The following is a 23805-nucleotide window of genomic DNA, read 5'->3' as shown; positions in this document are numbered from 1 at the left end:
TGACTCATGCGCTCAAGAGATAACGGCTTTACCTTGATTGAACTCATGATTGTCGTGGCGATTGTCGGTATTCTGGCGGCCATTGCTTACCCCAGTTACACCGAGTACGTGAAGCGTACCCAGCGCTCGGCGATTGCCACGCTGTTGTCGGAGCAGGCCCAGGCGCTTGAACGGTATTACTCGAGAAACGGTGCCTACACAGTGGCCGGTTCACCGCCCAGCGTGTCGGCGGGCAATGATTACTACACCATTGCCGCCGCTCTCAACGCTCAGGATTTCACCCTGGCTGCCACTGGCAAAGGCATGATGGCCAACGACAAGTGCGGGGTCTTTACCTTGACCAACACCGGGGCGCGGACCAATCCCGGCGCAACCGGCGGGGCAACACCCAAGGAATGCTGGAGCCGCTGACGGCTCCGTTCACAATAATCAGAGAACAACATGTCCCAGCAAGTGGTGGTGGTCGGTGGTGGTGTCATAGGCCTGTTGACGGCCTTCAATCTGGCGCAGGCCGGACAGTCGGTACTGCTGCTTGAGCGTGCCGAGGTGGGCCGCGAGTCCTCCTGGGCCGGGGGCGGTATTGTTTCGCCGCTCTATCCCTGGCGCTATAGCCAGGCGGTCACCGCGCTGGCGCACTGGTCGCAGGACTTTTATCCACAACTGGCCGCCCGTTTGTTCGAACAGACCGGCCTGGACCCTGAGGTTCACGAGACCGGCCTGTACTGGCTGGACCTGGACGATGAGCAGCAGGCGCTGGACTGGGCGCAACGTGAGCAACGGCCGCTGAGCCGCGCCGACAGGTCGGCGGTCTACGATGCCGTGCCGGTGCTCGGGCCGGGTTATCGCCGCGCCATATATATGAGTGGCGTGGCCAACGTGCGCAATCCCCGGCTGGTCAAATCCCTCAGGGCGGCCTTGCAGGCGATGCCTCAGGTGCAAATTCGCGAGCACTGCCAAGTGAGCGGGTTGCTGCATGAGCAGGGCCGAATCAGCGGCGTCGCGACTGCCGACGGCGTTATCCACAGTGATCGTGTCGTGCTGACCGCCGGTGCCTGGAGCGGCGAGTTGCTCAAGCCGCTGGGTGTCGAGCTGCCAGTGGAGCCGGTCAAGGGCCAGATGATTCTGTTCAAGTGCGCGGCGGATTTTTTGCCGAGCATGGTGCTGGCCAAGGGGCGTTATGCGATACCCCGACGTGACGGGCATATTCTGGTCGGCAGTACCCTGGAATATGAAGGGTTCGACAAAACCCCGACCGGCTCGGCGCTGGACAGTCTCAAGGCGTCGGCCATCGAGTTGCTGCCTGCTTTGGCCGATGCCGAGGTGGTCGGCCACTGGGCCGGTTTGCGGCCCGGCTCGCCGCAAGGCATTCCGTTTATCGGTGAACTGCCTGGCTTTGCCGGGTTGTGGCTTAACTGCGGGCACTTTCGCAACGGGCTGGTGCTGGCCCCGGCTTCCTGCCAGTTGCTGGCCGACCTGTTATTGGACCAGCAACCGGTGATCGATCCTGCGCCTTATGCGCCGGCAGGCCGCCTGGCTTAATCGAGCCCCAGCTTTTTCAGCCGGTAGCGCATCGAGCGGAACGACAGGTTCAGGCGCTGCGCTGCCGCTGTGCGGTTCCAGCGGGTCTCTTCCAGCGCCTGAAGAATCAGCTGGCGCTCGATGCTCTCCAGATAATCCTCAAGGTTTTCGATATTGGCCAGGCTCGGGGCATTACTGTCCTGAGTGGGCGCGCTGTCGTTCAGGCGCAGGTCCGAGGCGAGTACCTGATCGTTCTCGCACAGGGTGTAGGCGCGCTCCAGCATATTCTCAAGCTCCCGGACGTTGCCGGGAAAACGGTAGTTCTTGAGGATTTCCAGCGCCTGCGGATGGAGCCGGGCCAGCGGTTGGGCGTAACTGACCGCCAGGCGCTGCAACATGCTTTCGGCCAGCAGCTCGATATCTTCGCGACGCTCGCGCAATGGCGGTACGCGCAACTCAATGACATTGAGCCGGTAATACAGGTCCTGGCGGAACCGCCCGGCACTGACTTCTTGGGCCAGATCCTTGTGGGTTGCGCACAGGATGCGCACGTCCACGACCTGTTCCTGTTGCCCGCCAATGCAGCGCACAGCCTTCTCCTGAATAGCGCGCAGCAGTTTCACCTGCATGGCCAGCGGCAGGTCGGCGACTTCATCAAGAAACAGGGTGCCGCCATCGGCGACCTGGAACAGCCCCGGTTTGTCTTCGTGGGCGCCGGTAAAACTGCCTTTGCGATGACCGAAGAACTCACTCTCCATCAGCTCAGAGGCGATCGCGCCGCAGTTGACCGGCACGAAGGCTTTATCGGCCCGTGGACCTTGTTCGTGGATCAGCCGGGCAACCAGTTCTTTACCGCTGCCCGATTCGCCACTGATGTAGATCGGCGCCTGGCTGCGGGCCAGCTTGCTGATCTGTTTGCGCAAGGTGCGCATCGGCGGCGCATCGCCCAGCAGGCGGCTGTCGATGCTCTGGTCCTGCTCGCTGCCGTTGCGCAGGCGCAGGGCGCTGCCGACCAGCTCGCGCAGGCGCGGCAGGTCCACCGGCTTGGTCAAAAAGTCAAAAGCTCCGGCCTTGAGGGCGCCGATCGCCAGATCGAGGTTGCCGTGGGCAGTAATCATCGCCACCGGTGTCTGCGGGTACTGCTGCTGAATGTGCTGCACCAGCTCCATGCCGTTACCGTCGGGCAGACGCATGTCAGTCAGGCACAGATCGAAGGCTTCGCGCCTGAGCCAGTCATAGGCCTCGGCAACATTGCGCGCGGCGCGGGTGTCGAGTTTCATCCGTCCCAGGGTGATTTCCAGGAGTTCACGGATATCCGGCTCATCGTCAACGATCAGGATCTTCTGCCTTGAAGTCATGCTCAACTCAATTTGAACGGGTGGGCGAAGGTAATGCGCAGGCAACTGCCACCTTCAGGCCGCCTGGAATATTCCAGGTGGGCCTGGTTGCTTGCACACAGCTCACGGGACAGGTAAAGCCCGAGTCCCGTGCCTTTGGTTTGCGTGGTGAAAAAGGGCTCGAACATCTTGCCCAGATGTTGCTCGGACACTCCGGCGCCGTCGTCCAGCACGTCGAGGGTCGGCAGGTTGCTCTGGGGATGGTGATACAACCGTAGCCAGACCTGCGCCTGGTCGTGCGCCTGGCCGCTGTGGCGAAGGCCGTTCTGCACCAGATTGGCAAGGACCTGGGTCAACTGGTCCGGATCGAACCGGGTACTGAGCACTCCGCTGCCGGTCTCGCAATGCAACTGATGCCGGGGCGCTGCGCTGTAGCGCCACTGGCTGACGAACTCTTCAAGCCACACGGCAAGGTTCAGCAGCTCCGGCTCGGCCTCACGACGTCGTGAAAGTTGCAGAACGTTCTCGATGACCACATTGATGCGGCGGGACTGCTCGTGAATGATCTGCGCCAGCCGCCGGTCAGGGGGGGGCAGCTCTTCGGACTCTTCAAGCAACTGTACGGCGTGGCTGATCGCGCCCAGCGGGTTGCGGACTTCGTGTGCGATGCCGGCGGTCAGGCGCCCGAGTGCGGCCAGCTTGAGTTGCTGGGCTTGCAGGGCGACTTGCGACAGATCCTCGATAAATACCAGGGTCTGACGTTGCTCGTGACGGTTGAGGGTGGCGAAGCTGGCTTGCAGGGCCGGGCCTGCGGGCGAGTTCTTGAAGCTGTCGGCGGTTCTTATCGGGTTCATGCGCCAATGGCGCAGGCGTTCGACCAGGTGCGGGCAGTAATCATCGATAACCCGCCCCAGCAAGGCTTCATGGCCCAACAGGTTCAGCGCGCTCTGGTTGATCAGCAACACCCGTCGGCCGGCATCGAGCACCAGTATGCCGGTGTGCATGCGCTGCAGGATCAGACCGTTGAGCTCTTCAAGGTTATCGACGTCCACGGCGCGTTGCTCGGCCAGCACCTCGCTGAAGCGCAAACGGGCGGTCAGCGCCTGCATCAGCAAGGCCACGGCAAAGCACAAGGCGCCAAGGCCGCCAGCCTGGACATAGTCGCTGGAGGTCTTCGGGTTGGCGATGCTCAGGTAGAAGGTCAGGTAAATGATGCCGATGGCCGACACCGCAGCGATCAGCAAGCCGATGCGTCCACGCAGCAGGATGTTGCTGATGGCCACCGAGGCAATCAGCAGGTTGCCGATGCCGCTGGCCGGGCCGCCGCCGGCATAGAACAGGCTCGACAACAACAGCGTGTCGCTCAGTGCCAGGCTGAACATCAGCGCTTTGTAGCGCGGCCGCTCCAGCAGCACGACGATCAGGATGTTGAAAACCAGATAGATCCAGCAGCCAGCGCGGAACAGGCTCGGGTTGGCCATTTCCAGCAATTCGGCATCCAGGTCGCTGGAGACCAGCAGCACCAGCATGACACCGATGATCAGCCGATAGAGGTGGTACAGGCGCAGGATCCGCTGCGCCAGGGCGCTGCCGAGGGCCAGCGGCTCAGCGATCACGTGAGGCGGGGCCCAGCAGCCTGTGATCCTCGCTGCAGTACCATTGTTGTTGCTGGTTGAGGGCGCGATCTTGCGGCAGATGGACGCCGCAGTGAGCGCAACGCACCATCGGCGCGGCAGCATCTTCTGCCTTTTTGTCCTGGGCAGGCTTGCGGGCCGGCGGGTTGAGCAAGCGCTTGATGAACCAGACAGCGGCGAAGATCAGCGCTGCCCACAAAAGAATGCGAATCATGATGGACCGATTGAAGGTGTGTTAATGGCGCAGTGTAGCCAAGCGGCGGTGGCTACGCAGGTAGTTTTTAGGTGCGGCCCATGGCGCAGGCAATAAAAAAGAGGCCCGCAGGCCTCTTTGCTCAACTACCGGTCTTAATCGAACAGACCGAAAGTTGCGTAGCTGAACCAGGAGCGTTTTTTCTCGCCCTTGGCTGCTGCCTCTTCGGCCGCCTGCTTGTCGAGCTCGGCCTGATTCTCCGGCAACAGTTCTTTCGGAATGCCGTCTTTGGCTTCCTGATATTGGCGCTGGATGTCCTGGTTGGCACGGGTCTCGCCCGGTGGCAGCGGCGCGCTATTACCGATCAGGCCAAGCGTGGCCTTGGACAGCCATGGACGGTTATCAGCCTCGGCCTGACGCGGGGTGAACTCGCCACCGGCCAGTTGCGGGTGGTCCGGGTAGTTGGCTTTGAGTACTTCCAGGCTGGTGGCTGCCAGGTCGTCCAGGTGCAGGCGCTGGTACGACTCGACCATGACCGCCAGGCCGTCGCCGACTGCCGGGGTTTCCTGGAAGTTTTCCACGACATAGCGGCCACGGTTGGCGGCGGCTACATACGCCTGACGGGTCAGGTAGTAGTCGGCCACGTGGATTTCATAGGAGGCCAGCAGGTTGCGCAGGTAGATCATGCGCTGCTTGGCGTCGGGGGCGTAGCGGCTGTTGGGGTAGCGGCTGGTCAGCTGGGCGAATTCGTTGAACGAGTCGCGCGCAGCGCCAGGGTCACGCTTGGTCTGGTCCAGCGGCAGGAAGCGCGCCAGCAGGCCGACGTCCTGGTCGAACGAGGTCAGGCCGCGCATATAGTACGCATAGTCGACATTAGGGTGCTGCGGATGCAGGCGAATGAACCGCTCGGCAGCCGATTTTGCCGCTTCCGGCTCACCATTTTTGTAGTTCGCGTAGATCAGTTCGAGCTGGGCCTGGTCGGCATAACGGCCGAACGGGTAACGCGACTCCAGTGCCTTGAGTTTTTCGGTGGCACTGTTGTAGCTGTTATTGCTCAGGTCGTTCTGCGCCTGCTGGTACAGCTCGACTTCGCTCAGGTTCTCGTCGATGACTTCTTTCGACGAGCAGGCCGCGGTCGTTGCGAGGATGGCGATCAGCAGCAGGTGTTTCACTTGCATGGCGGCTTGCGTCCCTATAACGGCCTGCTGTCTTGGGCGGGGCCGTCCTGTTATGATGAGCGCCCCGCTAACATGCGGGACAAAAGACGCCGTATTTAACCACAAGCGCGCAGCCGAAACCAAAGGCTAGCCGCCTTCCAGTCTGGCCATGTCCGAAAATATAGAACTCAGCGCAGAGGTACCGTCAGAATCCGGCGGTCAACGCCTCGATCAGGTCGCCGCCCAATTGTTCGCCGAATACTCGCGTTCACGCCTTGTCACCTGGATCAAGGACGGCCGCCTGACGGTGGATGGTGCCGTCTTGCGTCCGCGCGACATCGTCCACGGCGGCTCCGTTTTGCACCTTACTGCCGAGCAGGAAGCCCAGGGCGAGTGGGTGGCCCAGGATATCGAACTGGATATCGTCTACGAAGACGACCAGATCCTGGTCATCAACAAGCCTGCCGGGCTGGTGGTTCATCCGGCCGCCGGGCACGCCGACGGCACCTTGCTCAACGCCCTGTTGCACCATGTGCCGGACATCGTCAACGTGCCGCGCGCCGGTATTGTCCATCGCCTCGACAAGGACACCACCGGTCTGATGGTGGTGGCCAAGACCCTGCAGGCCCAGACCCAACTGGTCAACCAGTTGCAGAGCCGCACGGTCAGCCGTATCTATGAATGCATCGTGCTGGGTGTGGTGACCGCAGGCGGCAAGATCGACGCCGCCATCGGTCGTCACGGCCAGCAGCGCCAGCGGATGGCGGTGATGGACAACGGCAAGCCTGCGGTCAGCCATTACCGGGTGCTGGAGCGCTTCCGCTCGCACACCCATGTGCGGGTCAAGCTGGAAACCGGCCGTACCCACCAGATCCGCGTGCACATGGCTCACGTCGGCTTCCCGCTGATCGGTGACCCGGTCTACGGCGGTCGTTTCCGTATTCCGCCAGCGGCCAGCGTAACCCTGGTCGAGTCGCTCAAGACTTTCCCGCGCCAGGCGCTGCATGCGCGGTTCCTGGAGCTGGATCACCCGACCACCGGCGTACGCATGCGTTGGGAGTCGCCGTTGCCCGAAGACCTGGTGTGGATGCTGTCGCTGCTCAAGCAGGACCGCGAGGCGTTCATCGGGTGAGCAACGACTGGCTGCTGCCTGACTGGCCCGCGCCCGCCAATGTGCGAGCCTGTGTGACCACACGGGCCGGCGGCGTCAGTCAGGCGCCATTCGACAGCTTCAACCTCGGTGATCATGTGCAAGACGAGCCACAGGCAGTGGCCACCAATCGTCTGCGCCTGACCACAGCGTTGGGCGTCGAGCCCGCCTGGCTGCAACAGGTTCACGGCGTTGCCGTCGCCCATGCTGACCCGTTGCGGGTCGATGAGGCAGACGCCAGCTGGACGGCCACACCCGGTGTGGCCTGTACCATCATGACTGCCGATTGCCTGCCCGCGTTGTTCTGCAACCGTGCCGGCACCCGCGTAGCGGCAGCCCATGCCGGCTGGCGCGGGCTGGCGGCCGGTGTCCTGGAAGCCACTGCCGACAGCTTGCAGACGGCACCTGACGAGATTCTGGTCTGGCTGGGCCCGGCCATCGGTCAGCCGTCGTTTGAGGTGGGCGGCGAGGTGCGTGAGGCATTTGTCGCCAGCCATCGGCAAACCGCTGCTGCCTTCATACCCAGCGTCAACGATGGCCGCTTCATGGCCGATATCTATGCCCTGGCGCGTTTGCGTCTGGCGGCTCAGGGAATCACCCAGGTGTATGGCGGTGGGCTCGACACCTTTACCGATGAGCGTTTCTTCTCCTACCGCCGTGGCGCCCGCACCGGTCGTTTTGCCTCTCTGGTCTGGCTGTCCCAAGACTGACCCGCATCAATCTGTACTACCTTGAAACCTGCAGAATCGTCCGCATCTAACGGGTAATCCGGCAGGTTTTCTTTACAGGTGTGTCCATTACTCCGGCCTGCTCAGAAGGAAGGTGACTAATGCGTATCGACAGATTGACCAGCAAGCTTCAGTTAGCGTTATCCGATGCCCAGTCGTTGGCGGTCGGTTTCGATCATCCGGCCATCGAGCCTGTGCATCTGCTGCATGCTCTGCTGGAACAGCAAGGCGGCTCGATCAAACCACTGCTGATGCAGGTCGGTTTTGATATCAACAGCCTGCGCAAGGAATTGGGCAAAGAGCTCGACACCTTGCCGAAAATCCAGAATCCCACCGGCGACGTGAACCTGTCTCAGGATCTGGCGCGCCTGCTCAATCAGGCCGACCGGCTGGCCCAGCAGAAGGGTGATCAGTTCATTTCCAGCGAGCTGGTGCTGCTTGCGGCGCTGGATGAAAACACCAAGATCGGCAAGCTGCTGCTTGGCCAGGGCGTCAGCAAGAAAGCCCTGGAAAACGCAGTGAACAACCTGCGCGGCGGCAACGCGATCAATGACCCTAACGTCGAGGAGTCGCGTCAGGCACTGGACAAGTACACCATCGACCTGACCAAGCGTGCCGAAGAGGGCAAGCTCGACCCGGTGATTGGCCGTGACGACGAGATTCGCCGGACCATCCAGGTGCTGCAACGCCGGACCAAGAACAACCCGGTGCTGATCGGCGAGCCCGGAGTGGGCAAGACCGCGATTGCCGAGGGCCTGGCCCAGCGCATCATCAACGGTGAAGTGCCCGATGGCCTGAAGAGCAAGCGGCTGTTGTCGCTGGACATGGGCGCGTTGATTGCCGGTGCCAAGTTCCGTGGCGAGTTCGAGGAACGCCTCAAGTCGTTGCTCAACGAGCTGGCCAAGCAGGAAGGCCAGATCATCCTGTTTATCGATGAGCTGCACACCATGGTCGGCGCCGGCAAAGGCGAGGGCGCAATGGACGCTGGCAATATGCTCAAGCCGGCCCTGGCGCGCGGCGAGCTGCATTGCGTGGGTGCCACGACGCTCAATGAGTACCGGCAATATATAGAGAAGGACGCGGCGCTTGAGCGGCGCTTCCAGAAAGTGCTGGTGGACGAGCCGAGTGAAGAAGACACCATCGCCATCCTGCGTGGCTTGAAAGAGCGCTATGAGGTTCACCATAAGGTGGCAATCACCGACGGTGCGATCATCGCTGCCGCCAAGTTGAGCCATCGTTACATCACTGACCGGCAGTTGCCCGACAAAGCCATCGACCTGATCGACGAAGCGGCCAGCCGGATTCGCATGGAAATCGACTCCAAGCCCGAAGTGCTCGACCGGCTGGAACGTCGCCTGATTCAGCTCAAGGTTGAAGCGCAGGCGTTGAAGAAAGAGAACGACGAAGCGACCCTCAAGCGTCTGGAAAAACTGCAGATCGAGATTGAGCGGCTGGAGCGGGAGTATTCCGACCTGGAAGAAGTCTGGACGTCGGAAAAAGCTGAAGTCACAGGCTCTGCGCAAATCCAGCAAAAGATCGAACAGTCGCGCCAGGAGCTGGAAGCGGCGCGGCGCCGTGGTGACCTCAATCGCATGGCTGAATTGCAGTATGGGATCATCCCGGACCTGGAGCGCAGCCTGCAGATGGTCGACCAGCATGGCAAACCCGAGAACCAGTTGCTGCGCAGCCGGGTGACCGAAGAAGAAATTGCCGAAGTGGTGTCCAAGTGGACCGGTATTCCGGTGGCCAAGATGCTCGAAGGCGAACGTGAAAAACTGCTGAAGATGGAAAGCCTGCTGCACGAGCGGGTGATTGGCCAGAACGAAGCCGTGGTGGCGGTCGCCAACGCGGTGCGGCGCTCGCGGGCCGGCTTGTCCGACCCGAACCGCCCCAGCGGCTCGTTCATGTTCCTCGGCCCGACCGGGGTCGGCAAAACCGAGCTGTGCAAGGCGCTGGCCGAGTTCCTGTTCGACACCGATGAGGCCATGGTGCGGATCGATATGTCCGAGTTCATGGAGAAACACTCCGTGGCTCGCCTGATCGGCGCGCCGCCAGGCTACGTCGGTTACGAAGAGGGCGGCTACCTGACCGAGGCCGTGCGGCGCAAACCGTACTCGGTGATCCTGCTTGATGAGGTAGAGAAGGCCCACACCGATGTATTCAACATTCTGTTGCAGGTGCTGGAAGATGGCCGCCTGACCGATAGCCACGGGCGTACCGTGGATTTCCGTAATACGGTGATCGTCATGACCTCCAACCTGGGCTCGGCGCAGATCCAGGAGTTGTCCGGTGATCGCGAGGCGCAGCGTGCAGCAGTGATGGATGCGGTGGGCGCCCATTTCCGGCCCGAGTTCATCAACCGGATCGACGAAGTGGTGATCTTCGAGCCGCTGGGTCGTGAGCAGATCGCAGGCATTACCCAGATTCAATTGAGCCGCCTGCTCAGCCGCCTGGCTGAACGCGAGCTGAGCCTGACCCTCAGCCCCGAGGCATTGGACAAGCTGATTGCGGTAGGGTACGACCCGGTGTACGGCGCACGGCCGCTCAAGCGGGCGATTCAGCGCTGGATCGAAAACCCGTTGGCGCAATTGATTCTGTCCGGGCGTTTCGTGCCGGGCGAGGTGATCAATGCCACGCTGGAAGGCGACGAAATCGTTTTTGCCTGATGTCGCTATGGGGTTGTAAAGCAGGGCTCCATTAACGGAGCCCTGCTTTTTTGGCGGCAAACCAGTGTTTTTTCGAGCCCGAACAACAACTTCGCAAAAAAACTGCAAATCATTGTAGTAAAAGCAATTTAGGGTGTTGACAGGGTCTTTTATTCTTGTAGAATGGCGCGCCTCAGAGACGCGAACGTAGCGCAAAACGCGAAACAATCAAATCAAAGAGGTTGATTCGAAACAAAAACTTGTTTAGAATCAACGCCGTAGATGAATCTGAATACGATCCGCGATAGCTCAGTTGGTAGAGCAAGTGACTGTTAATCACTGGGTCCCTGGTTCGAGTCCAGGTCGTGGAGCCAGATTCAAATACAAGTTGTACATGTCGGGGTATAGCGCAGTCCGGTAGCGCGCCTGCTTTGGGAGCAGGATGTCAGGAGTTCGAATCCCCTTACCCCGACCATATTTGGGTCGTTAGCTCAGTTGGTAGAGCAGTTGGCTTTTAACCAATTGGTCGTAGGTTCGAATCCTACACGACCCACCATTTTTGACCTTGCTACACTGGGTCAAATCTTAGGGAGATGATGCCAGTTGCATCATCCTCGAAAAACGTCCTAACGGGCGTTTTTCTGTGTCACCTCGGGGTGTAGCGCAGCCCGGTAGCGCGCCTGCTTTGGGAGCAGGATGTCAGGAGTTCGAATCCCCTCACCCCGACCATATTTGAAAAAGGCGTCCTGCAAAGGACGCCTTTTTTATTTCAGGTTAAAAATCTTCGGTCAATTCTGCACCGCTTGTACTGATCCGCCATCGACCCGCAGATTGCTGCCGTTCACAAAGCTGGCCCGGTCCGACACCAGCCAGGCGATGGCTGCAGCCACTTCCTGAGGCTGGCCCCGGCGTTTCTGTACGATGCCTGGCCGTTCCTCTTCCAGAAAGCTCTCGACTGCTTCTTCAAACGACACGCCGAGTTCTTCAGCGCGTTTTTCCATCATGCCGTCGGTCATGCCGGTTTCGATAAAGGCCGGCGCTACGGTGTTGCACAGCACCCCATCCTTGGCTTCCTGGTACGACAGATTCTTCATGAACGCTGCCAGTGCCGCCTTGGCCGTGTTATAGACCGCCTCTTCCCAATAGGGCTGCACGGCGTTCTCGGACGTGATGCAGACAAAACGCCCCCAGTTGCGGCTGCGCATGGCCGGGATGGTGGCGCGGGCGACCCGCACCGCCGAGAAAAAATCGGTTTCCCAGGCTTCCAGGTAATCGTCATCAGACAGCTCCAGCGGATCGCCTTTAGCGCCGGTAACTCCTGCGGTATGGACCACGATATCCACCTGGCCAAACCGGTCGACGGCGTGTTGCACCAGCTGATCGACCTGCTTCTGGTTGGTCATATCGGCGGCCCACAGCAACGGTTCACCTGGCAGGCCGGCACAGGCTTTGTGCAACTCGTCCGTGTCTTTGTCGGTGAGCACCAGATGAACGCCTTCCTCGCTCAACAACCGGGCCGTGGCCAGCCCGATCCCACCGCTGGCGCCGCTGATCAGTGCGACCCGCCCCTTGATAGCCAAATCCATGCAACACCTCACTTGATGAACATACCGGTTATCCGGGCTTCAACAGATGTGACAGATGGCTCAAGGCGTTGATTCAAGAAAATTGCGGCTGGGCTGTTGCCCAGCCGGTAGCAGCGGCCGGGCGGCGCTGCTAAGGCTTCCCGGCTAAAGCCGGTCGCCGCCCGGCTGGTCCTACAGTTGTTCCCGGTGGCTAGGGTTGCGAAGGCATCAATGCAGTTTCATTCGTGGCTCGGTGCCTTTGCCGATCCGGCTGCCGAGCATCAGCATCAAGGTGCGGAAGGTGCCATACAGGGCCATCTGGTGCATGCGGTACAGCGAGATGTAGAACATCCGCGCCAGCCAGCCTTCAAGCATGACGCTGCCGGTCAGGTTGCCCATCAGGTTGCCTACTGCCGAGAAGCGCGACAGCGAGATCAGCGAGCCGTAGTCCTTGTAGCTGTACTCCGGCAACGCCTTACCCTCAATGCGCAGGCGCAGCGATTTGACCAGCAGTGAGGCTTGCTGATGGGCGGCCTGGGCGCGTGGCGGGACGTTGCGGTCAGTGCCTTTTTGCGGGCAGGCTGCGCAGTCGCCGAAGGCGAAGATATTTTCGTCGCGGGTGGTCTGCAGGGTCGCCAGCACTTGCAGTTGATTGATGCGGTTGGTTTCCAGGCCGTCGATGTCCTGCAAAAAGCCCGGTGCGCGAATGCCCGCCGCCCAGACCTTGAGCGTTGCCGGAATCACCTGGCCGCTACTGGTCACCAGGCTATCGGCAGTCACTTCACTGACCGCCGAGTTGGTCAGCACGGTAACCCCGAGTTTTTCCAGGGTCTGGTGTACCGGGCCGCCGATACGTTCGGGCAGGGCCGGCAGTACGCGTGGGCCTGCCTCGATCACAGTAATGCGCAGGTTTTCCGGTTTGATCTGGCCCAGGCCGTAGGCAGCCAGTTCATGGGCGGCGTTATGCAGCTCGGCAGCCAGCTCTACCCCCGTGGCGCCAGCGCCGACGATGGCCACGCTAATCTCCTGGGCGCTGTCTGCCTGGCCGGCGTGGGCGCGCAAATAGAGGTTGAGCAATTGCTGGTGAAAGCGCTCGGCCTGCTTGCGGGTGTCGAGGAACAGGCAATGCTCGGCTGCCCCCAGGGTGCCGAAATCATTGGTGGTGCTGCCCACCGCCAACACCAGAGTGTCGTAGTCCAGGCTGCGTGCGGGCACCAGCACCTCACCGTGCTCATCCTGCGTGGCCGCCAGGTGGATTTTGCGGTTGGCGCGGTCCAGGCCGCTCATGCGCCCGAGCTGGAACTGAAAGTGGCTCCACTTGGCCTGAGCCACGTAGTTCAGCTCGTCTTCGTAGGAGTTCAACGAGCCGGCCGCCACTTCATGCAGCAGCGGTTTCCAGATGTGGGTCAGGTTGGCGTCTACCAGGGTCACGCTGGCGGTGCCTTTTTTGCCCAGGGTTTTACCCAGGCGGGTAGCCAGTTCGAGACCGCCGGCGCCGCCGCCGACGATAACAATACGATGAGTCATAGGGATTACTCGGAAGGTTAAGGAAATCGGTGATAACGATCTTCGCGAGCGCAGCGCGGCTCAGAGCGGCGGATCGAATATCCAGAGCAGTCAGGCGGCAAGCCACAGATGGCCGCACGAGAGCTGCCGAAGCCTTGCGAGGCTGGCGCTCAACCGGATACGGAGGCTGTGCTGACACACTGGACAATTGAGACTGCTCGGATAACAAGTGGTTCATGGACGACGCCTCGGCTCGATAGGCCACAGGGCGGATCAGCTCAATGGCTCAACCTGCAGATCGTCGCATAAGCGAATGATTCCGCTTTGTATCACTCGCGCAGTGATTCCGCCATGCCCGCGCACTGCCTGAAAGGTGCCAACGCCCAGATTCTGCTCCAGCCGTGCGCATGGCTGGCACCAGCCGGTGGTTTCCAGAATCGCCTGGCCCACCCGAAAGCGACGGCCTTTGAGGCTGAACAGGTTGATGCCGCTGATCACCAGGTTGCGGCGCAGGTCCTGGGGCAGGATCGGTCGGTCCGCAGGGCGTCCCAGCAGGGCGCTGATGACGGCCAGATGTTCCCACTGAATCAGCGTCACCTGGCGGGCATTGCGCGGGCCGGGGCGCGCGTGATCGCCGGTCAGGCCAGCCTCACGACGTGCTTCGACAGCGTCCAGTTCCAGCATGGCACCACGGGCCTGCGGGCGTACCCCGATCCAGCGGACCTGGCCGGTTTGCGGCACCTCGGCCAATAATTGCTGCAATGGGCTGATCACAGGCTGATTCCTACGTCGAAAACCACCGTGCGGCCCAGGTTGGTACGCAGAAAGTCCGGTGCGCCAGGGTGCGCGAACAGCACCCTGGCAAAATTGGGGCCGACCAGCGACAGCGAACGCCAGCCCTGGCGCAGGTATTCGGTGGGCGGCGGAAAGTGGCTATTGAGGTCCAGCGCTTCGCGCTTGAGGCTGGCAAAGGCAATGATGTCCAGCGCGCCCAGGTCCAGACCGCGTTCCTGGTAGTTGCTGGCCTTTTTGAGCAGGGTCGGGGCCAGCCGGCGCAGCAGGGCAGGGGCCGGCACCCGTTTGGGCTTGGTCTCGCGGCGCACCAGCTGGCTGAGCGAGAAAGCACTGCGGCGACGTTGCAGTTCTTCGCGCCATTCATCGTTCAGACGCCGGCCTTCGTCGAGCACGAAAAACACCTCAAAGCGCGCATCGAAGAACAGCACATCCGGCGGCTCCTGTTCGGCCGGCAGAAAGTCTTCGTGGCGATAGGGGATATTCAGGCCTTGCAGCAGGCGCTGGCAGACCCAGCGCTCACGCTCCCATTTGCGTGCGTTGGACAGAAACGCATTGGCTTGTTCGGCCTGGCTGGTCAGCAGGCGCAGGTAATCTGAATCATCCATAGCCGTCGCGTCGCGGTGACTGAAAGTGAATATGCCTGTAGCCTGCCATGCGCCAGACAGGCGCACAATCGCCGTCATCCATTGCCTTGAGGACAACGCCTTGAAAATTCTGCCCATCCTGCTGCTGGCCCTGCTGCCTATGGCCGCTCAGGCCGTCGAAGTTGGCGAGCGTCTGCAACCCTGGACACTGCTTGACCAGTACGATCAGCCCTACACCTTGACCGACCAGGCCCAGACCCTGCTGGTAGCGCGCAGCATGGACGCCGCCAAACTGGTCAATGCGGCGCTGGAGGGCAAGCCCAAGGGCTATCTGGAGGCGCGTAACACGGTGTTTGTCGCTGACATTCATAAAATGCCGGCCATCATCGCCAAAATGTTCGCCATTCCGAAGATGCGCGACTATTCGTACCGGGTGATGCTGGACCGTGAATCACAGATCGCGCCGCGCTATGCCGGTGACGAGGATAAAGTCCTGTGGCTGCAATTGCGTGACGGCAAGCTGCTCAGCCAGCAGCAGTTCAGTGATGCCCAGGCGCTGCGCAAGGCACTGGAACAGCCCATACATTGATGCCTGTAGGAGCCGCTTTAGCGGCGAAGGCTTCGCCGCTAAAGCTTCGCGGCTGAAGCCGCTCCTACGGGGTGTGCAGCGCGATAGTGTTGTGCCAGAGCCTACAGGCTCCTGACCATCAATGTTCGCGAAACGGCCTTTCCAGGTCGGCAGAGAACAGTTCGTCTTCGGCATCCGGTGCCACCGGGATGGCGTGCTCTTCAGCCGCCCAGGCGCCCAGATCGATCAGCTTGCAGCGCTCCGAACAAAATGGCCGGGTCGGGCTGGCGGCGCTCCATTCAACGGGGGCGCCGCAGGTGGGGCACTGTACGGTCATGGGTTGGCTCATCAGTGGCCTCCTGTCAGGGTCAGATAAAAGTGATGCAGGCGCTCGACCTCGCTTTTCAGCCAGGCCGGGTCGCGGTCGTTGACCAGTACATCGTCAGCGTGGCGCAAGCGCTCCTCGCGCTGGGCCTGAACCTTGACAATGGCCTGCACCTGTTCGGCGCTGCTGGCATCACGCTGCATGGTGCGGGCGATCTGCAGCTCGACGGGCGCATCGATCACCAGCACGCGCTGGGTGGTCTGGTATTGCCCGGACTCGATCAGCAGCGGCGACACCAGAATGGCGTAGGGCGATTCGGCGCGGCTCAGGTAGCTGGCGATCTCTTCGCGCACCAACGGGTGCAGCAATGCTTCGAGCCAACGGCGTTGTTCGGGGTCGCTGAATATCAAACGGCGCAATGCAGTCCGGTCCAGCTCGCCACTGGCTTGCAGCACCTGCGGGCCGAAGTGTTCGACGATTTTTGCCAGCGCCGGGCGGCCGGGTTCGACCACCCAGCGGGCGGCGTGGTCAGCGTCGACGGTATGGATACCCAGGTCGATAAAGCACTGCGCCGCAGCGCTCTTGCCGCTGCCGATACCGCCGGTCAGGCCAAGAATCCAGGGAGTGTTAACGGGTTGGGTCATTTAAAACCGGCAAATTGCAGATAGGAGTCGGTTATTTGACCACCCCATAGCAAAGCGATCCACCCCGCGATGGCCAGATAAGGACCAAAAGGCATTGGCGTGCCCGCCTGATGGCGGCGCAGACGCAGCAAAATCATGCCCAGCAGCGCGCCGACCAGTGACGACAGCAAAATGGTCAGCGGCAGGATCTGCCAGCCGCCCCAGGCGCCGAGCATGGCCAATAGCTTGAAGTCGCCATAACCCATGCCTTCCTTGCCGGTCAGCAGCTTGAATAGCCAGAACACCGTCCACAACGACAGGTAACCGGCCACCGCCCCCCACAGCGCATCGCCGAGGGTCGTGAACAGGCCGAAGCTGTTGACGATCAGGCCCAGCCACAACAGCGGCAGCACCAGGCTGTCGGGGAGCAACTGGTGATCGGCGTCGATCAGGCTCATGGCCAACAGACCCCAGCCCAGCACCAGCATTGCTGCGCATTGCCAGCCGAAGCCGAAGTGCCAGGCGACGCCGGCCGATAATGCCCCGCACGCCAGCTCGACCAACGGGTAGCGTTTACTGATCGGCGCCCGGCAACTGGAACAGCGGCCCTTGAGCAGCAACCAACTGATGACCGGCACGTTTTCCCAGGGGCGGATACGGTGTTCACAATGCGGGCAAGCGGAATGCGGCAGGATCAGGTTGTAGCGCGCCGGGGCCGGTTCTGCGGGCAGCTCCAGCACTTCACGGGCCTGAGTCTGCCAGTCGCGCAGCATCATCTTCGGCAGGCGGTGGATCACCACATTCAGGAAGCTGCCGACCAGCAGGCCAAGAATCAGGGTGCAGACGATAAAGGCCGCCGGGGAGGCGGCCAGAAATTCGGCCAGTGACATGTCAGACCGCCGCCCCCAGTTTGAAGATCGGCAGGTACATGGCGATCACCAGGCCGCCGACAATCACCCCCAGTACCGCCATGATCATCGGCTCCATCAGGGTGGTCAGGTTATTGACCATATTGTCCACTTCGTCTTCGTAGTAGGTCGCGACCTTGTCGAGCATGCTGTCCAGTGCGCCGGATTCTTCGCCGATGGCGGTCATCTGGATCGCCAGGCTGGGAAATACATTGGTCGAGCGCATCGAGAAGTTCAGTTGCATACCGGTCGCCACGTCCTGCTTGACCTTGTATACCGCATTCTTGAACACCACGTTGCCGGTCGCACCGGCCACCGAGTCCAGCGCTTCGACCAGCGGCACGCCGGCGGCAAAGGTCGTGGCCAGAGTACGGGCATAGCGCGCCACGGAGGACTTGTAGATCAGCGGGCCTACCAGCGGTAGCTTGAGCAGAAAACGGTCAACCGTATCGCGGAATTTCTGCGAGTTGTTGTAGCTGCGCAGGAACAGAAAAATCCCGCCGATCAGCCCGCCGAGGATGATGTACCACCATTGTTCAAATACTTCGGAAAGGCCAATCACCATCAGGGTAAAGGCCGGTAGCTCGGCACCGAAGCCTTCGAACACCGACTTGAATTGCGGCACGACCTTGATCAACAGAATCGACGAGACGATGGCCGCCACTATCATCACCGCTGCCGGATAGGTCATGGCTTTCTTGATCTTGGCCTTGAGCGCTTCGGTTTTTTCCTTGTAGGTGGCGACCCGGTCCAGCAACGCTTCAAGGGCACCGGCCTGTTCGCCGGCGTCCACCAGGTTGCAATACAGCTCGTCGAAATACTGCGGCTTCTGGCGCAGTGCGGTGGCAAAGCTGTTACCGGCTGCCACGTCCTGCTTCAGCGACTCGACCAGCACGCGCATGGCCGGTTTTTCCGAGCCTTCGGCAATGATGTCGAACGACTGCAGCAGCGGCACGCCGGCTTTCATCATGGTCGCCATCTGCCGTGAGAAGAAGGCGATATCCAGCGGTTTGATCTTTTTGCCCCGGCTGCCAAAGATCGAGGTGGATTTTTTGCGCACCTTGGTCGGGTTGATGCCCTGCTTGCGCAGCTGGGCCTTGATCAGTGCCGGGTTGTGACCGTCCATCTCGCCACGCACCTTGGCGCCTTTGCGGTCCAGGCCTTCCCAATTGAAGGTACTGAGTTTGACTGCCTTCTTGGCCATGCTTAGTCCTTGGTCACCCGGTTGACTTCTTCCAGGCTGGTAACGCCCTGCATCACTTTCACCAGACCAGAGGTGCGCAGGTCATTGAAGCCGTCCTTGCGCATCTGCGCAGCGATTTGCAGGGCATTGCCTTCTTCCATGATGATCCGTTCCAGTTCCGGGGTCTTCTTCACCACCTCGTAGATCCCCACCCGGCCCTTATAGCCGCCATTGCACTGCTCGCAACCGACCGGCGCGTACAGGGTAAAGGTGCCGATCTGCGCCTCGCTGAAGCCTTCTTTAAGCAGGGTGTCGTGCGGCACTTCGATCTCTTTGCGGCAATGCTTGCACAGCTTGCGGGCCAGCCGCTGGGCAATGATCAGGTTGATCGCGGTGGCAATGTTGAACGAAGCCACGCCCATGTGGTGCAGGCGCGTAAGGGTTTCTGCCGCGCTGTTGGTGTGCAGGGTCGAGAGCACCATATGGCCGGTCTGCGAGGCCTTGATGGCAATCTCGGCGGTTTCCAGGTCGCGGATCTCGCCGACCATGATCACGTCCGGGTCCTGACGCAAAAACGCCCGCAACGCCTGGGCGAAGTCCATGCCCTGGCGCGGGTTGACGTTGACCTGGTTGATGCCTTCGAGGTTGATCTCCACCGGGTCTTCGGCGGTGGAAATATTGATGCCCACGGTGTTGAGGATATTCAGGCCGGTGTACAGCGACACGGTTTTGCCCGAGCCGGTCGGGCCGGTGACCAGAATCATGCCTTGCGGTTGCTTGAGGGCTTCCAGGTACAGGGCTTTCTGATCCGGTTCGTAGCCCAGGGCGTCGATACCCATCTTCGCACTGGCAGAGTCGAGAATCCGCATCACGATCTTCTCGCCCCACAGGGTGGGCAGGGTGTTCATCCGGAAATCGATGGCCTTGTTATTGGAAATGCGCAACTTGACCCGCCCGTCCTGCGGCTTGCGCCGCTCGGAAATATCCAGGCTGGCCATCACCTTCAGGCGTGCGGCAATCCGCCCGGCCAACTGAATCGGCGGTTTGGCGGCTTCATGCAGGATGCCATCGGTGCGAAAGCGTACCCGGTAGCTCTTTTCATAGGGCTCGAAGTGCAGGTCCGAAGAGCCCAGGCGAATGGCATCGAGCAGCATCTTGTTGACGAAGCGCACCACCGGCGCGTCGTCGGCATCGCTTTGGGCGCTGAGCGATGTTTCTTTGAGATTATCGGTAGGCTCCAGATCGACGTTTAGATCAATGTCGCCAATTTCTGCAAGGCCCCCACCGGTATCGAACAGGCGCTCGATGGCATCGCTGAGCTTATCGTCTTCAACCAGAATGGCTTCGGTGTTCAGGCCGGTGCTGAACTGGATATCGGTAACAGCTTGATGGTTGGTCGGGTCCGACACGCCAATGAACAGCTTGTTGCCGCGCCGCCAGAGCGGCAGGGCATGGTGCTGGCGCACCAGTTTTTCACTGACCAGCCCTTTGGGCTGGCCGTCCTTGTCGAGGCTGTGCAGGTCCATGAATGGCACACCGAATTGCTCGGAAGCCATCTCGGCCAGTGTCAGGCTTTTCACCAGCTTGTGCTGGACCAGATAGGTAATCAGCGAAACCTTGTCGCGGCGCGCCTGCTGGGCGGCCTGCTGGGCGGCTTTTTCGGTTAACAGCTCGGAAGCGACCAGTTGCTTGGCCAGACCGCTGAGGACAACATCAGACATAACACCACCAGACACGGACAGTGTGACGGTTATATCGCAGTCAGACGATGCTGCCAAATGAGGATGTGCCGAGTGACAAAAAATGTCAGTTTGTGCGGATTGTTGGAGGCTTTGCTGCGCTCAGCTGGCGTTTTTGCGCCGAAATTGTGATCGCTGTCACTTTGGCATGCCCTGTGCTTTGACCCAGTCAGGCACCTTTTCCTTGACGCCTGGAGATGCGCAGATGAATGCACAAAAAGGTTTTACCCTGATCGAGCTGATGATTGTTGTGGCGATTGTCGGCATTTTGGCTGCGGTAGCAATCCCTCAATATCAGAACTACGTCGCACGCGCAAACGGCGCTAGCGCTGTTGCGACGCTTGATGCTGCAAAAACTCAGGTCGCGCTGAATGCGCAAGAAGGCCTAAGTACAGCACTTTGCACCAACGTTACTATGCCTACAAATGGTACTTGCAACGCCACTACGGGCGTGTTGGTAAGTCCATCGGTTGGTAGTGGTTCTTCTGCTACCACCGCAACCTTGACACCTAACCTTGCTGCAACGGGTGCTATTACTTGGACCTGTCGAGTTTCTATCGCAGCTGCTGCATCTAGCACCTGCACCTTCACTGCGCCAGCAACGCAATAAAAATCTGTTTGTAGTTGAAGGTATTTCAATTAGTCCGGTGCGTTTCTGCATCGGACTAACTATTGGATATTTACTCATTAGGTAAATAAATTTTCTGAAACTCGAGGTCGAAAAAAATTTTCTTTATGGCTCTTCATCTTTCGATTCGGCTCTTTGCCTGAGCGCGTCTGGCTGAGTACAAAGCGTGGTTTTTCTACTGGTAGAGATTTAGTTATAGAGAATGTAGTTGTCCTACTAGGCGCTAACGAGCAAGCAAATGTCGAGTCCAGACATTTTCTTGATTCATACGGCCCGTACCCTGCGGTGTCTTTCTCAACCACCCAGGCGTCCTCCGATGAGCCAGAAACCGATCACCGTCCTGCGCGACACCACTCCCTTGCCCGTTGTCGATGCCTGCAAATGGGAGCGCATCGAAGGCGAACCGCACACCGTCAACCTCAATGCCTACACCTCCGAGGACGGCTCGAAGATCATGGGCACCTGGATCTGCACGCCGGGCAAGTGGCGCGTGGAGTATGTGAAGTGGGAATACTGCGACTTCCAGGAAGGCTATTGCATCATCACCCCCGATGGCCAGGAGCCGATTCATCTGAAAGCCGGTGACAAGTTCATCGTTGAAGTTGGCATGAAGGGCACCTGGGAAGTGGTTGAAACCGTGCGCAAGTATTTCGTGTTCGCCTGATTCTGCTTTATCGCTTTAACCTCCTCTTTTGATGGTCGCAGCCTGTGCCGCGGCCATTTTTTTCGCCTGCCGTTTGATCAAAAAACGCCCCTGACGGCGTGCCTGCGACCGCCCGGCGCAGCGCTGTCGTGGTTGCGACACCCATGTCGTGATTGGCTTTGGTCGGGGCGCAATCGGGTAATAGACCCCATGCAGCCCAAGGGTAAGGTGGCGGGGCATTTTCATTGGCGTGCGTTGTAGTTACTCCAGATGTGCCTCAGCGTGTAAGGTGCGCCGTTTCCAGGGTAGCCAGCCTGTACCCGTCGACACAAAAAAGAGAAGAACAAGCACCATGATCAGCCCCGACTCCAGTGGTCAACTGGCGCAAGGTTTCAAGCCGCGTCATGTCACGATGTTATCGATTGCCGGCATTATCGGCGCCGGCCTGTTCGTTGGCTCCGGTCACGCCATCGCCGCCGCCGGCCCGGCCACCATCCTCTCCTACCTGTGTTCCGGTTTGCTGGTCGTGCTGGTGATGCGCATGCTCGGCGAAATGGCTGTGGCCAACCCGGACACCGGTTCGTTTTCCACCTACGCCGACCAGGCCATCGGGCAATGGGCCGGTTTCACCATCGGCTGGCTGTACTGGTGGTTCTGGGTGCTGGTCATCCCCATCGAAGCGCTGGCCGCCGGCCATGTGCTGCATCAGTGGTTCCCGCAGGTCGATGCCTGGTTGTTCGCCTTGCTGTCGATCGTGCTGCTGGCCGCGACCAACCTGTTCAGCGTGGCCAAGTACGGCGAGTTCGAGTTCTGGTTCGCGCTGTTCAAGGTTGCCGCAATCATCGGTTTCATCAGCCTCGGTTTTGCGGTGTTGTTCGGTTGGGTGCCGGGCCGCGAGGCCAGCGGCCTGACCACCCTGATGGCCAATCATGGCGGCTTTGCCCCCAACGGCTGGTCGGCAGTGGTCGGGGCCTTCATCACGGTGATGTTCAGCTTTATCGGTACTGAAGCGGTGACCATCGCTGCTGCTGAGTCCGCCAGCCCCGCACGCAACATCGCCAGGGCCACCCGCTCGGTGATCTGGCGCATTGGGGTGTTCTACATCCTGTCGGTGTTCGTGATCATTTCCGTGGTGCCATGGAACGACCCGCAACTGACCGTGGTGGGCTCTTACCAGCGGGCGCTGGAGATCATGGACATCCCGTTCGCCAAGTTCATGGTCGATGTGGTGGTGCTGGTCGCGGTGGGTAGCTGCATGAACTCGTCGATCTATATCTCCTCGCGCATGCTCTACTCGTTGGGCAAGCGCGGCGAAGCACCGGCTGCAGTACGCAAGACATCAAAGGTCGGTGTGCCGCGCATGGCGGTGTACGCCAGTGTCGTGCTCGGTGCCATTATCACCGTCGTCAGTTACTTCGCGCCGTCCGGGCTGTTTGAATTCCTGCTGGCCAGCTCCGGCGCCATCGCGTTGCTGGTGTACCTGGTGATCGCTATCTCGCAACTGCGCATGCGCCGCAAGCTGACCCGGCAGAAAGTCGAGATTGCCTTGCCGATGTGGCTGTTCCCGTGGCTGACCTATGCGGTGATCCTGTTTATCTCGGCCGCGCTGGTGGTGATGATGATCACCCCGGATCACCGCGCGGAAATCACCTCGACCATCTGCCTGGCATTGGCCATCTCGCTGATCGGCATCTTCGTTGCCGGTAAGCACGACGCTGCCGGGCAGGGTGTTGAGGCTCAGGAAAAAGCTTAAAGCAGCATCCCGCCCCAGGCTGACCCCAACAACAGCAAAGCCATGCCGCGATTGAAGCGCTGCATGGCTTGCGCCGTTGCCAGCAGACCAGCCGCCCCGCGCCCCAGCAACGCCCAGACCAGCAGGCAGGGAGTGGCGATCACAAAGAAGATCGCGGCATACAGCCCGTAATCGACTGCGCTTGCCTGTGCGCCGGTAAACACGCTGACCACCGCCAGGGCCATCAGCCAGGTTTTGGGGTTGATCAGTTGCAGGCCGGCGCCGGCCCAGGCGCCCATGGCTTTGCTCCGGCTGTCGGCTGTCAGCACGCTGGCGGGCGCACGCCACAGTTGCCAGGCCAGCAGGCTGATCCAGGCCACGCCCAGCCAGCCCATCAGCTGTTGCAGCCAGGGCAGGCGCTGGAGAAACTCGCCCAGGCCCAGCCCGGTGAGCAACACAATCAGCGCCGCACCGGCACTGGCGCCCAACGCAATGCGCAGCGCGACGCCCAGGCCGTGCAGGGCGCTGTTGCTCAGCACCAGAATATTGGTCGGGCCGGGTGTGATCGAGGCGACAAAAGCGAACAAGATGAAGGGCAGATAGTGGGTCATGGGTAGCTCCTTGGAGCTGCCGATTGTCCGTAC

Annotated in this window: 23 protein-coding genes and 4 tRNA genes; 13 read left to right on the top strand and 14 right to left on the bottom strand. The window is 60.6% G+C overall.

Translation table 11 applies throughout. The features are described from left to right. The first annotated feature begins 6 nt into the window (after window positions 1–6). Both NJC40_RS02590 and thiO read left to right on the top strand, forming a co-directional pair. Window positions 7–411 (top strand): type IV pilin protein, encoded by a 405-nt coding sequence (locus NJC40_RS02590; protein ID WP_253142355.1) that lies wholly within the window; start codon window positions 7–9, stop codon window positions 409–411. Between the two features lie 30 nt (window positions 412–441). Beyond that, entirely contained in the window at window positions 442–1539 is a 1098-nt protein-coding gene (gene thiO / locus NJC40_RS02585) for a glycine oxidase ThiO (protein WP_045483647.1), read from the top strand. Here the strand turns inward: thiO and NJC40_RS02580 are convergent. The 4 genes from NJC40_RS02580 to NJC40_RS02565 form a co-directional block, all read right to left on the bottom strand. Continuing rightward, window positions 1536–2876, bottom strand: a complete 1341-nt coding sequence (locus tag NJC40_RS02580; RefSeq protein ID WP_045483644.1) for a sigma-54-dependent transcriptional regulator — start codon at window positions 2874–2876, stop codon at window positions 1536–1538. The genes thiO and NJC40_RS02580 overlap by 4 nt on opposite strands. Window positions 2877–2878: 2 nt before the next feature. After that, window positions 2879–4471, bottom strand: coding sequence for a two-component system sensor histidine kinase NtrB (locus tag NJC40_RS02575; protein ID WP_253142354.1), 1593 nt, complete (start codon window positions 4469–4471; stop codon window positions 2879–2881). Further along, window positions 4461–4703, bottom strand: a complete 243-nt coding sequence (locus NJC40_RS02570; protein ID WP_253116226.1) for a PP0621 family protein — start codon at window positions 4701–4703, stop codon at window positions 4461–4463. Before NJC40_RS02570 ends, NJC40_RS02575 begins: the two co-directional genes overlap by 11 nt. A 134-nt stretch (window positions 4704–4837) precedes the next feature. Continuing rightward, complete coding sequence (locus tag NJC40_RS02565; RefSeq protein ID WP_045483635.1) at window positions 4838–5860, bottom strand: outer membrane protein assembly factor BamD; 1023 nt, start codon at window positions 5858–5860, stop codon at window positions 4838–4840. Between the two features lie 148 nt (window positions 5861–6008). On the opposite strand from NJC40_RS02565, the gene rluD reads away from it, so the two are divergent. From rluD to NJC40_RS02530, 7 genes are all read left to right on the top strand, one after another. After that, window positions 6009–6971: a 23S rRNA pseudouridine(1911/1915/1917) synthase RluD gene (gene rluD / locus NJC40_RS02560; RefSeq protein WP_045483632.1), complete on the top strand. Its 963-nt coding sequence runs from the start codon at window positions 6009–6011 to the stop codon at window positions 6969–6971. After that, window positions 6968–7699, top strand: coding sequence for a peptidoglycan editing factor PgeF (gene pgeF / locus NJC40_RS02555; protein ID WP_253142353.1), 732 nt, complete (start codon window positions 6968–6970; stop codon window positions 7697–7699). The genes rluD and pgeF overlap by 4 nt, the downstream gene beginning before the upstream one ends. A gap of 119 nt (window positions 7700–7818) precedes the next feature. After that, the gene (gene clpB, locus NJC40_RS02550; RefSeq protein WP_045483627.1) at window positions 7819–10383 is read left to right on the top strand and encodes an ATP-dependent chaperone ClpB; all 2565 of its coding nucleotides are present in this window, start codon (window positions 7819–7821) and stop codon (window positions 10381–10383) included. 277 nt (window positions 10384–10660) lie between these two features. Next, window positions 10661–10736 (top strand) — tRNA-Asn (locus NJC40_RS02545). A gap of 24 nt (window positions 10737–10760) precedes the next feature. Beyond that, window positions 10761–10837, top strand: a tRNA-Pro gene (locus NJC40_RS02540). 5 nt (window positions 10838–10842) lie between these two features. Then, window positions 10843–10918: transfer RNA gene (locus tag NJC40_RS02535), tRNA-Lys, on the top strand. Between the two features lie 96 nt (window positions 10919–11014). After that, window positions 11015–11091, top strand: a tRNA-Pro gene (locus NJC40_RS02530). Between the two features lie 59 nt (window positions 11092–11150). On the opposite strand, the gene NJC40_RS02525 is transcribed toward NJC40_RS02530, so the two are convergent. The 4 genes from NJC40_RS02525 to NJC40_RS02510 form a co-directional block, all read right to left on the bottom strand. Then, the gene (locus NJC40_RS02525; RefSeq protein WP_253142352.1) at window positions 11151–11948 is read right to left on the bottom strand and encodes an SDR family NAD(P)-dependent oxidoreductase; all 798 of its coding nucleotides are present in this window, start codon (window positions 11946–11948) and stop codon (window positions 11151–11153) included. Window positions 11949–12155: 207 nt separating this feature from the next. Beyond that, window positions 12156–13454: an NAD(P)/FAD-dependent oxidoreductase gene (locus NJC40_RS02520; protein ID WP_045483621.1), complete on the bottom strand. Its 1299-nt coding sequence runs from the start codon at window positions 13452–13454 to the stop codon at window positions 12156–12158. A 252-nt stretch (window positions 13455–13706) separates the two neighbouring features. Beyond that, window positions 13707–14204, bottom strand: coding sequence for an MOSC domain-containing protein (locus NJC40_RS02515; RefSeq protein WP_253116286.1), 498 nt, complete (start codon window positions 14202–14204; stop codon window positions 13707–13709). Beyond that, window positions 14204–14833 (bottom strand): DUF1780 domain-containing protein, encoded by a 630-nt coding sequence (locus NJC40_RS02510; RefSeq protein ID WP_045483618.1) that lies wholly within the window; start codon window positions 14831–14833, stop codon window positions 14204–14206. Before NJC40_RS02510 ends, NJC40_RS02515 begins: the two co-directional genes overlap by 1 nt. Window positions 14834–14933: 100 nt before the next feature. Between NJC40_RS02510 and NJC40_RS02505 the strand changes: the two genes are divergently transcribed. Further along, window positions 14934–15401, top strand: coding sequence for a hypothetical protein (locus NJC40_RS02505; RefSeq protein ID WP_253142351.1), 468 nt, complete (start codon window positions 14934–14936; stop codon window positions 15399–15401). Between the two features lie 118 nt (window positions 15402–15519). On the opposite strand, the gene yacG is transcribed toward NJC40_RS02505, so the two are convergent. The 5 genes from yacG to pilB are packed head-to-tail and all read right to left on the bottom strand — an operon-like array spanning window position 15520 to window position 20140. Further along, window positions 15520–15729, bottom strand: a complete 210-nt coding sequence (yacG, locus tag NJC40_RS02500; protein WP_045483612.1) for a DNA gyrase inhibitor YacG — start codon at window positions 15727–15729, stop codon at window positions 15520–15522. Further along, window positions 15729–16349 (bottom strand): dephospho-CoA kinase, encoded by a 621-nt coding sequence (gene coaE, locus NJC40_RS02495; protein ID WP_253116237.1) that lies wholly within the window; start codon window positions 16347–16349, stop codon window positions 15729–15731. The genes yacG and coaE overlap by 1 nt, the downstream gene beginning before the upstream one ends. After that, window positions 16346–17218 (bottom strand): prepilin peptidase, encoded by an 873-nt coding sequence (locus tag NJC40_RS02490; protein ID WP_253116239.1) that lies wholly within the window; start codon window positions 17216–17218, stop codon window positions 16346–16348. Before NJC40_RS02490 ends, coaE begins: the two co-directional genes overlap by 4 nt. A 1-nt stretch (window position 17219) precedes the next feature. Then, window positions 17220–18440, bottom strand: coding sequence for a type II secretion system F family protein (locus NJC40_RS02485; RefSeq protein ID WP_045483602.1), 1221 nt, complete (start codon window positions 18438–18440; stop codon window positions 17220–17222). A 2-nt stretch (window positions 18441–18442) separates the two neighbouring features. Then, window positions 18443–20140 carry a type IV-A pilus assembly ATPase PilB gene (gene pilB / locus NJC40_RS02480; RefSeq protein ID WP_253142350.1) on the bottom strand — a complete coding sequence of 566 codons (1698 nt, stop codon included), beginning with the start codon at window positions 20138–20140 and terminating at the stop codon, window positions 18443–18445. A 223-nt stretch (window positions 20141–20363) separates the two neighbouring features. On the opposite strand from pilB, the gene NJC40_RS02475 reads away from it, so the two are divergent. The 3 genes from NJC40_RS02475 (at window position 20364) to NJC40_RS02465 (ending at window position 23182) form a co-directional block, all read left to right on the top strand. Further along, window positions 20364–20768 (top strand): pilin, encoded by a 405-nt coding sequence (locus NJC40_RS02475; RefSeq protein ID WP_253142349.1) that lies wholly within the window; start codon window positions 20364–20366, stop codon window positions 20766–20768. Window positions 20769–21102: 334 nt separating this feature from the next. Then, on the top strand, window positions 21103–21450 hold the full coding sequence (locus NJC40_RS02470; RefSeq protein WP_045483578.1) for a cupin domain-containing protein: 348 nt from the start codon (window positions 21103–21105) through the stop codon (window positions 21448–21450). A 331-nt stretch (window positions 21451–21781) separates the two neighbouring features. Continuing rightward, window positions 21782–23182, top strand: coding sequence for an amino acid permease (locus NJC40_RS02465; RefSeq protein WP_253142348.1), 1401 nt, complete (start codon window positions 21782–21784; stop codon window positions 23180–23182). Here the strand turns inward: NJC40_RS02465 and NJC40_RS02460 are convergent. Continuing rightward, window positions 23179–23772, bottom strand: coding sequence for a LysE family translocator (locus NJC40_RS02460; RefSeq protein ID WP_253142347.1), 594 nt, complete (start codon window positions 23770–23772; stop codon window positions 23179–23181). The genes NJC40_RS02465 and NJC40_RS02460 overlap by 4 nt on opposite strands. Window positions 23773–23805 lie beyond the last annotated feature (33 nt).

The sequence above is a fragment of the Pseudomonas sp. 21LCFQ02 genome (assembly GCF_024129895.2).
GTDB lineage: Bacteria > Pseudomonadota > Gammaproteobacteria > Pseudomonadales > Pseudomonadaceae > Aquipseudomonas.
The sequence above is the reverse complement of the archived record's forward strand: the minus strand, read 5'-3'. Positions and strand labels throughout refer to the sequence as shown.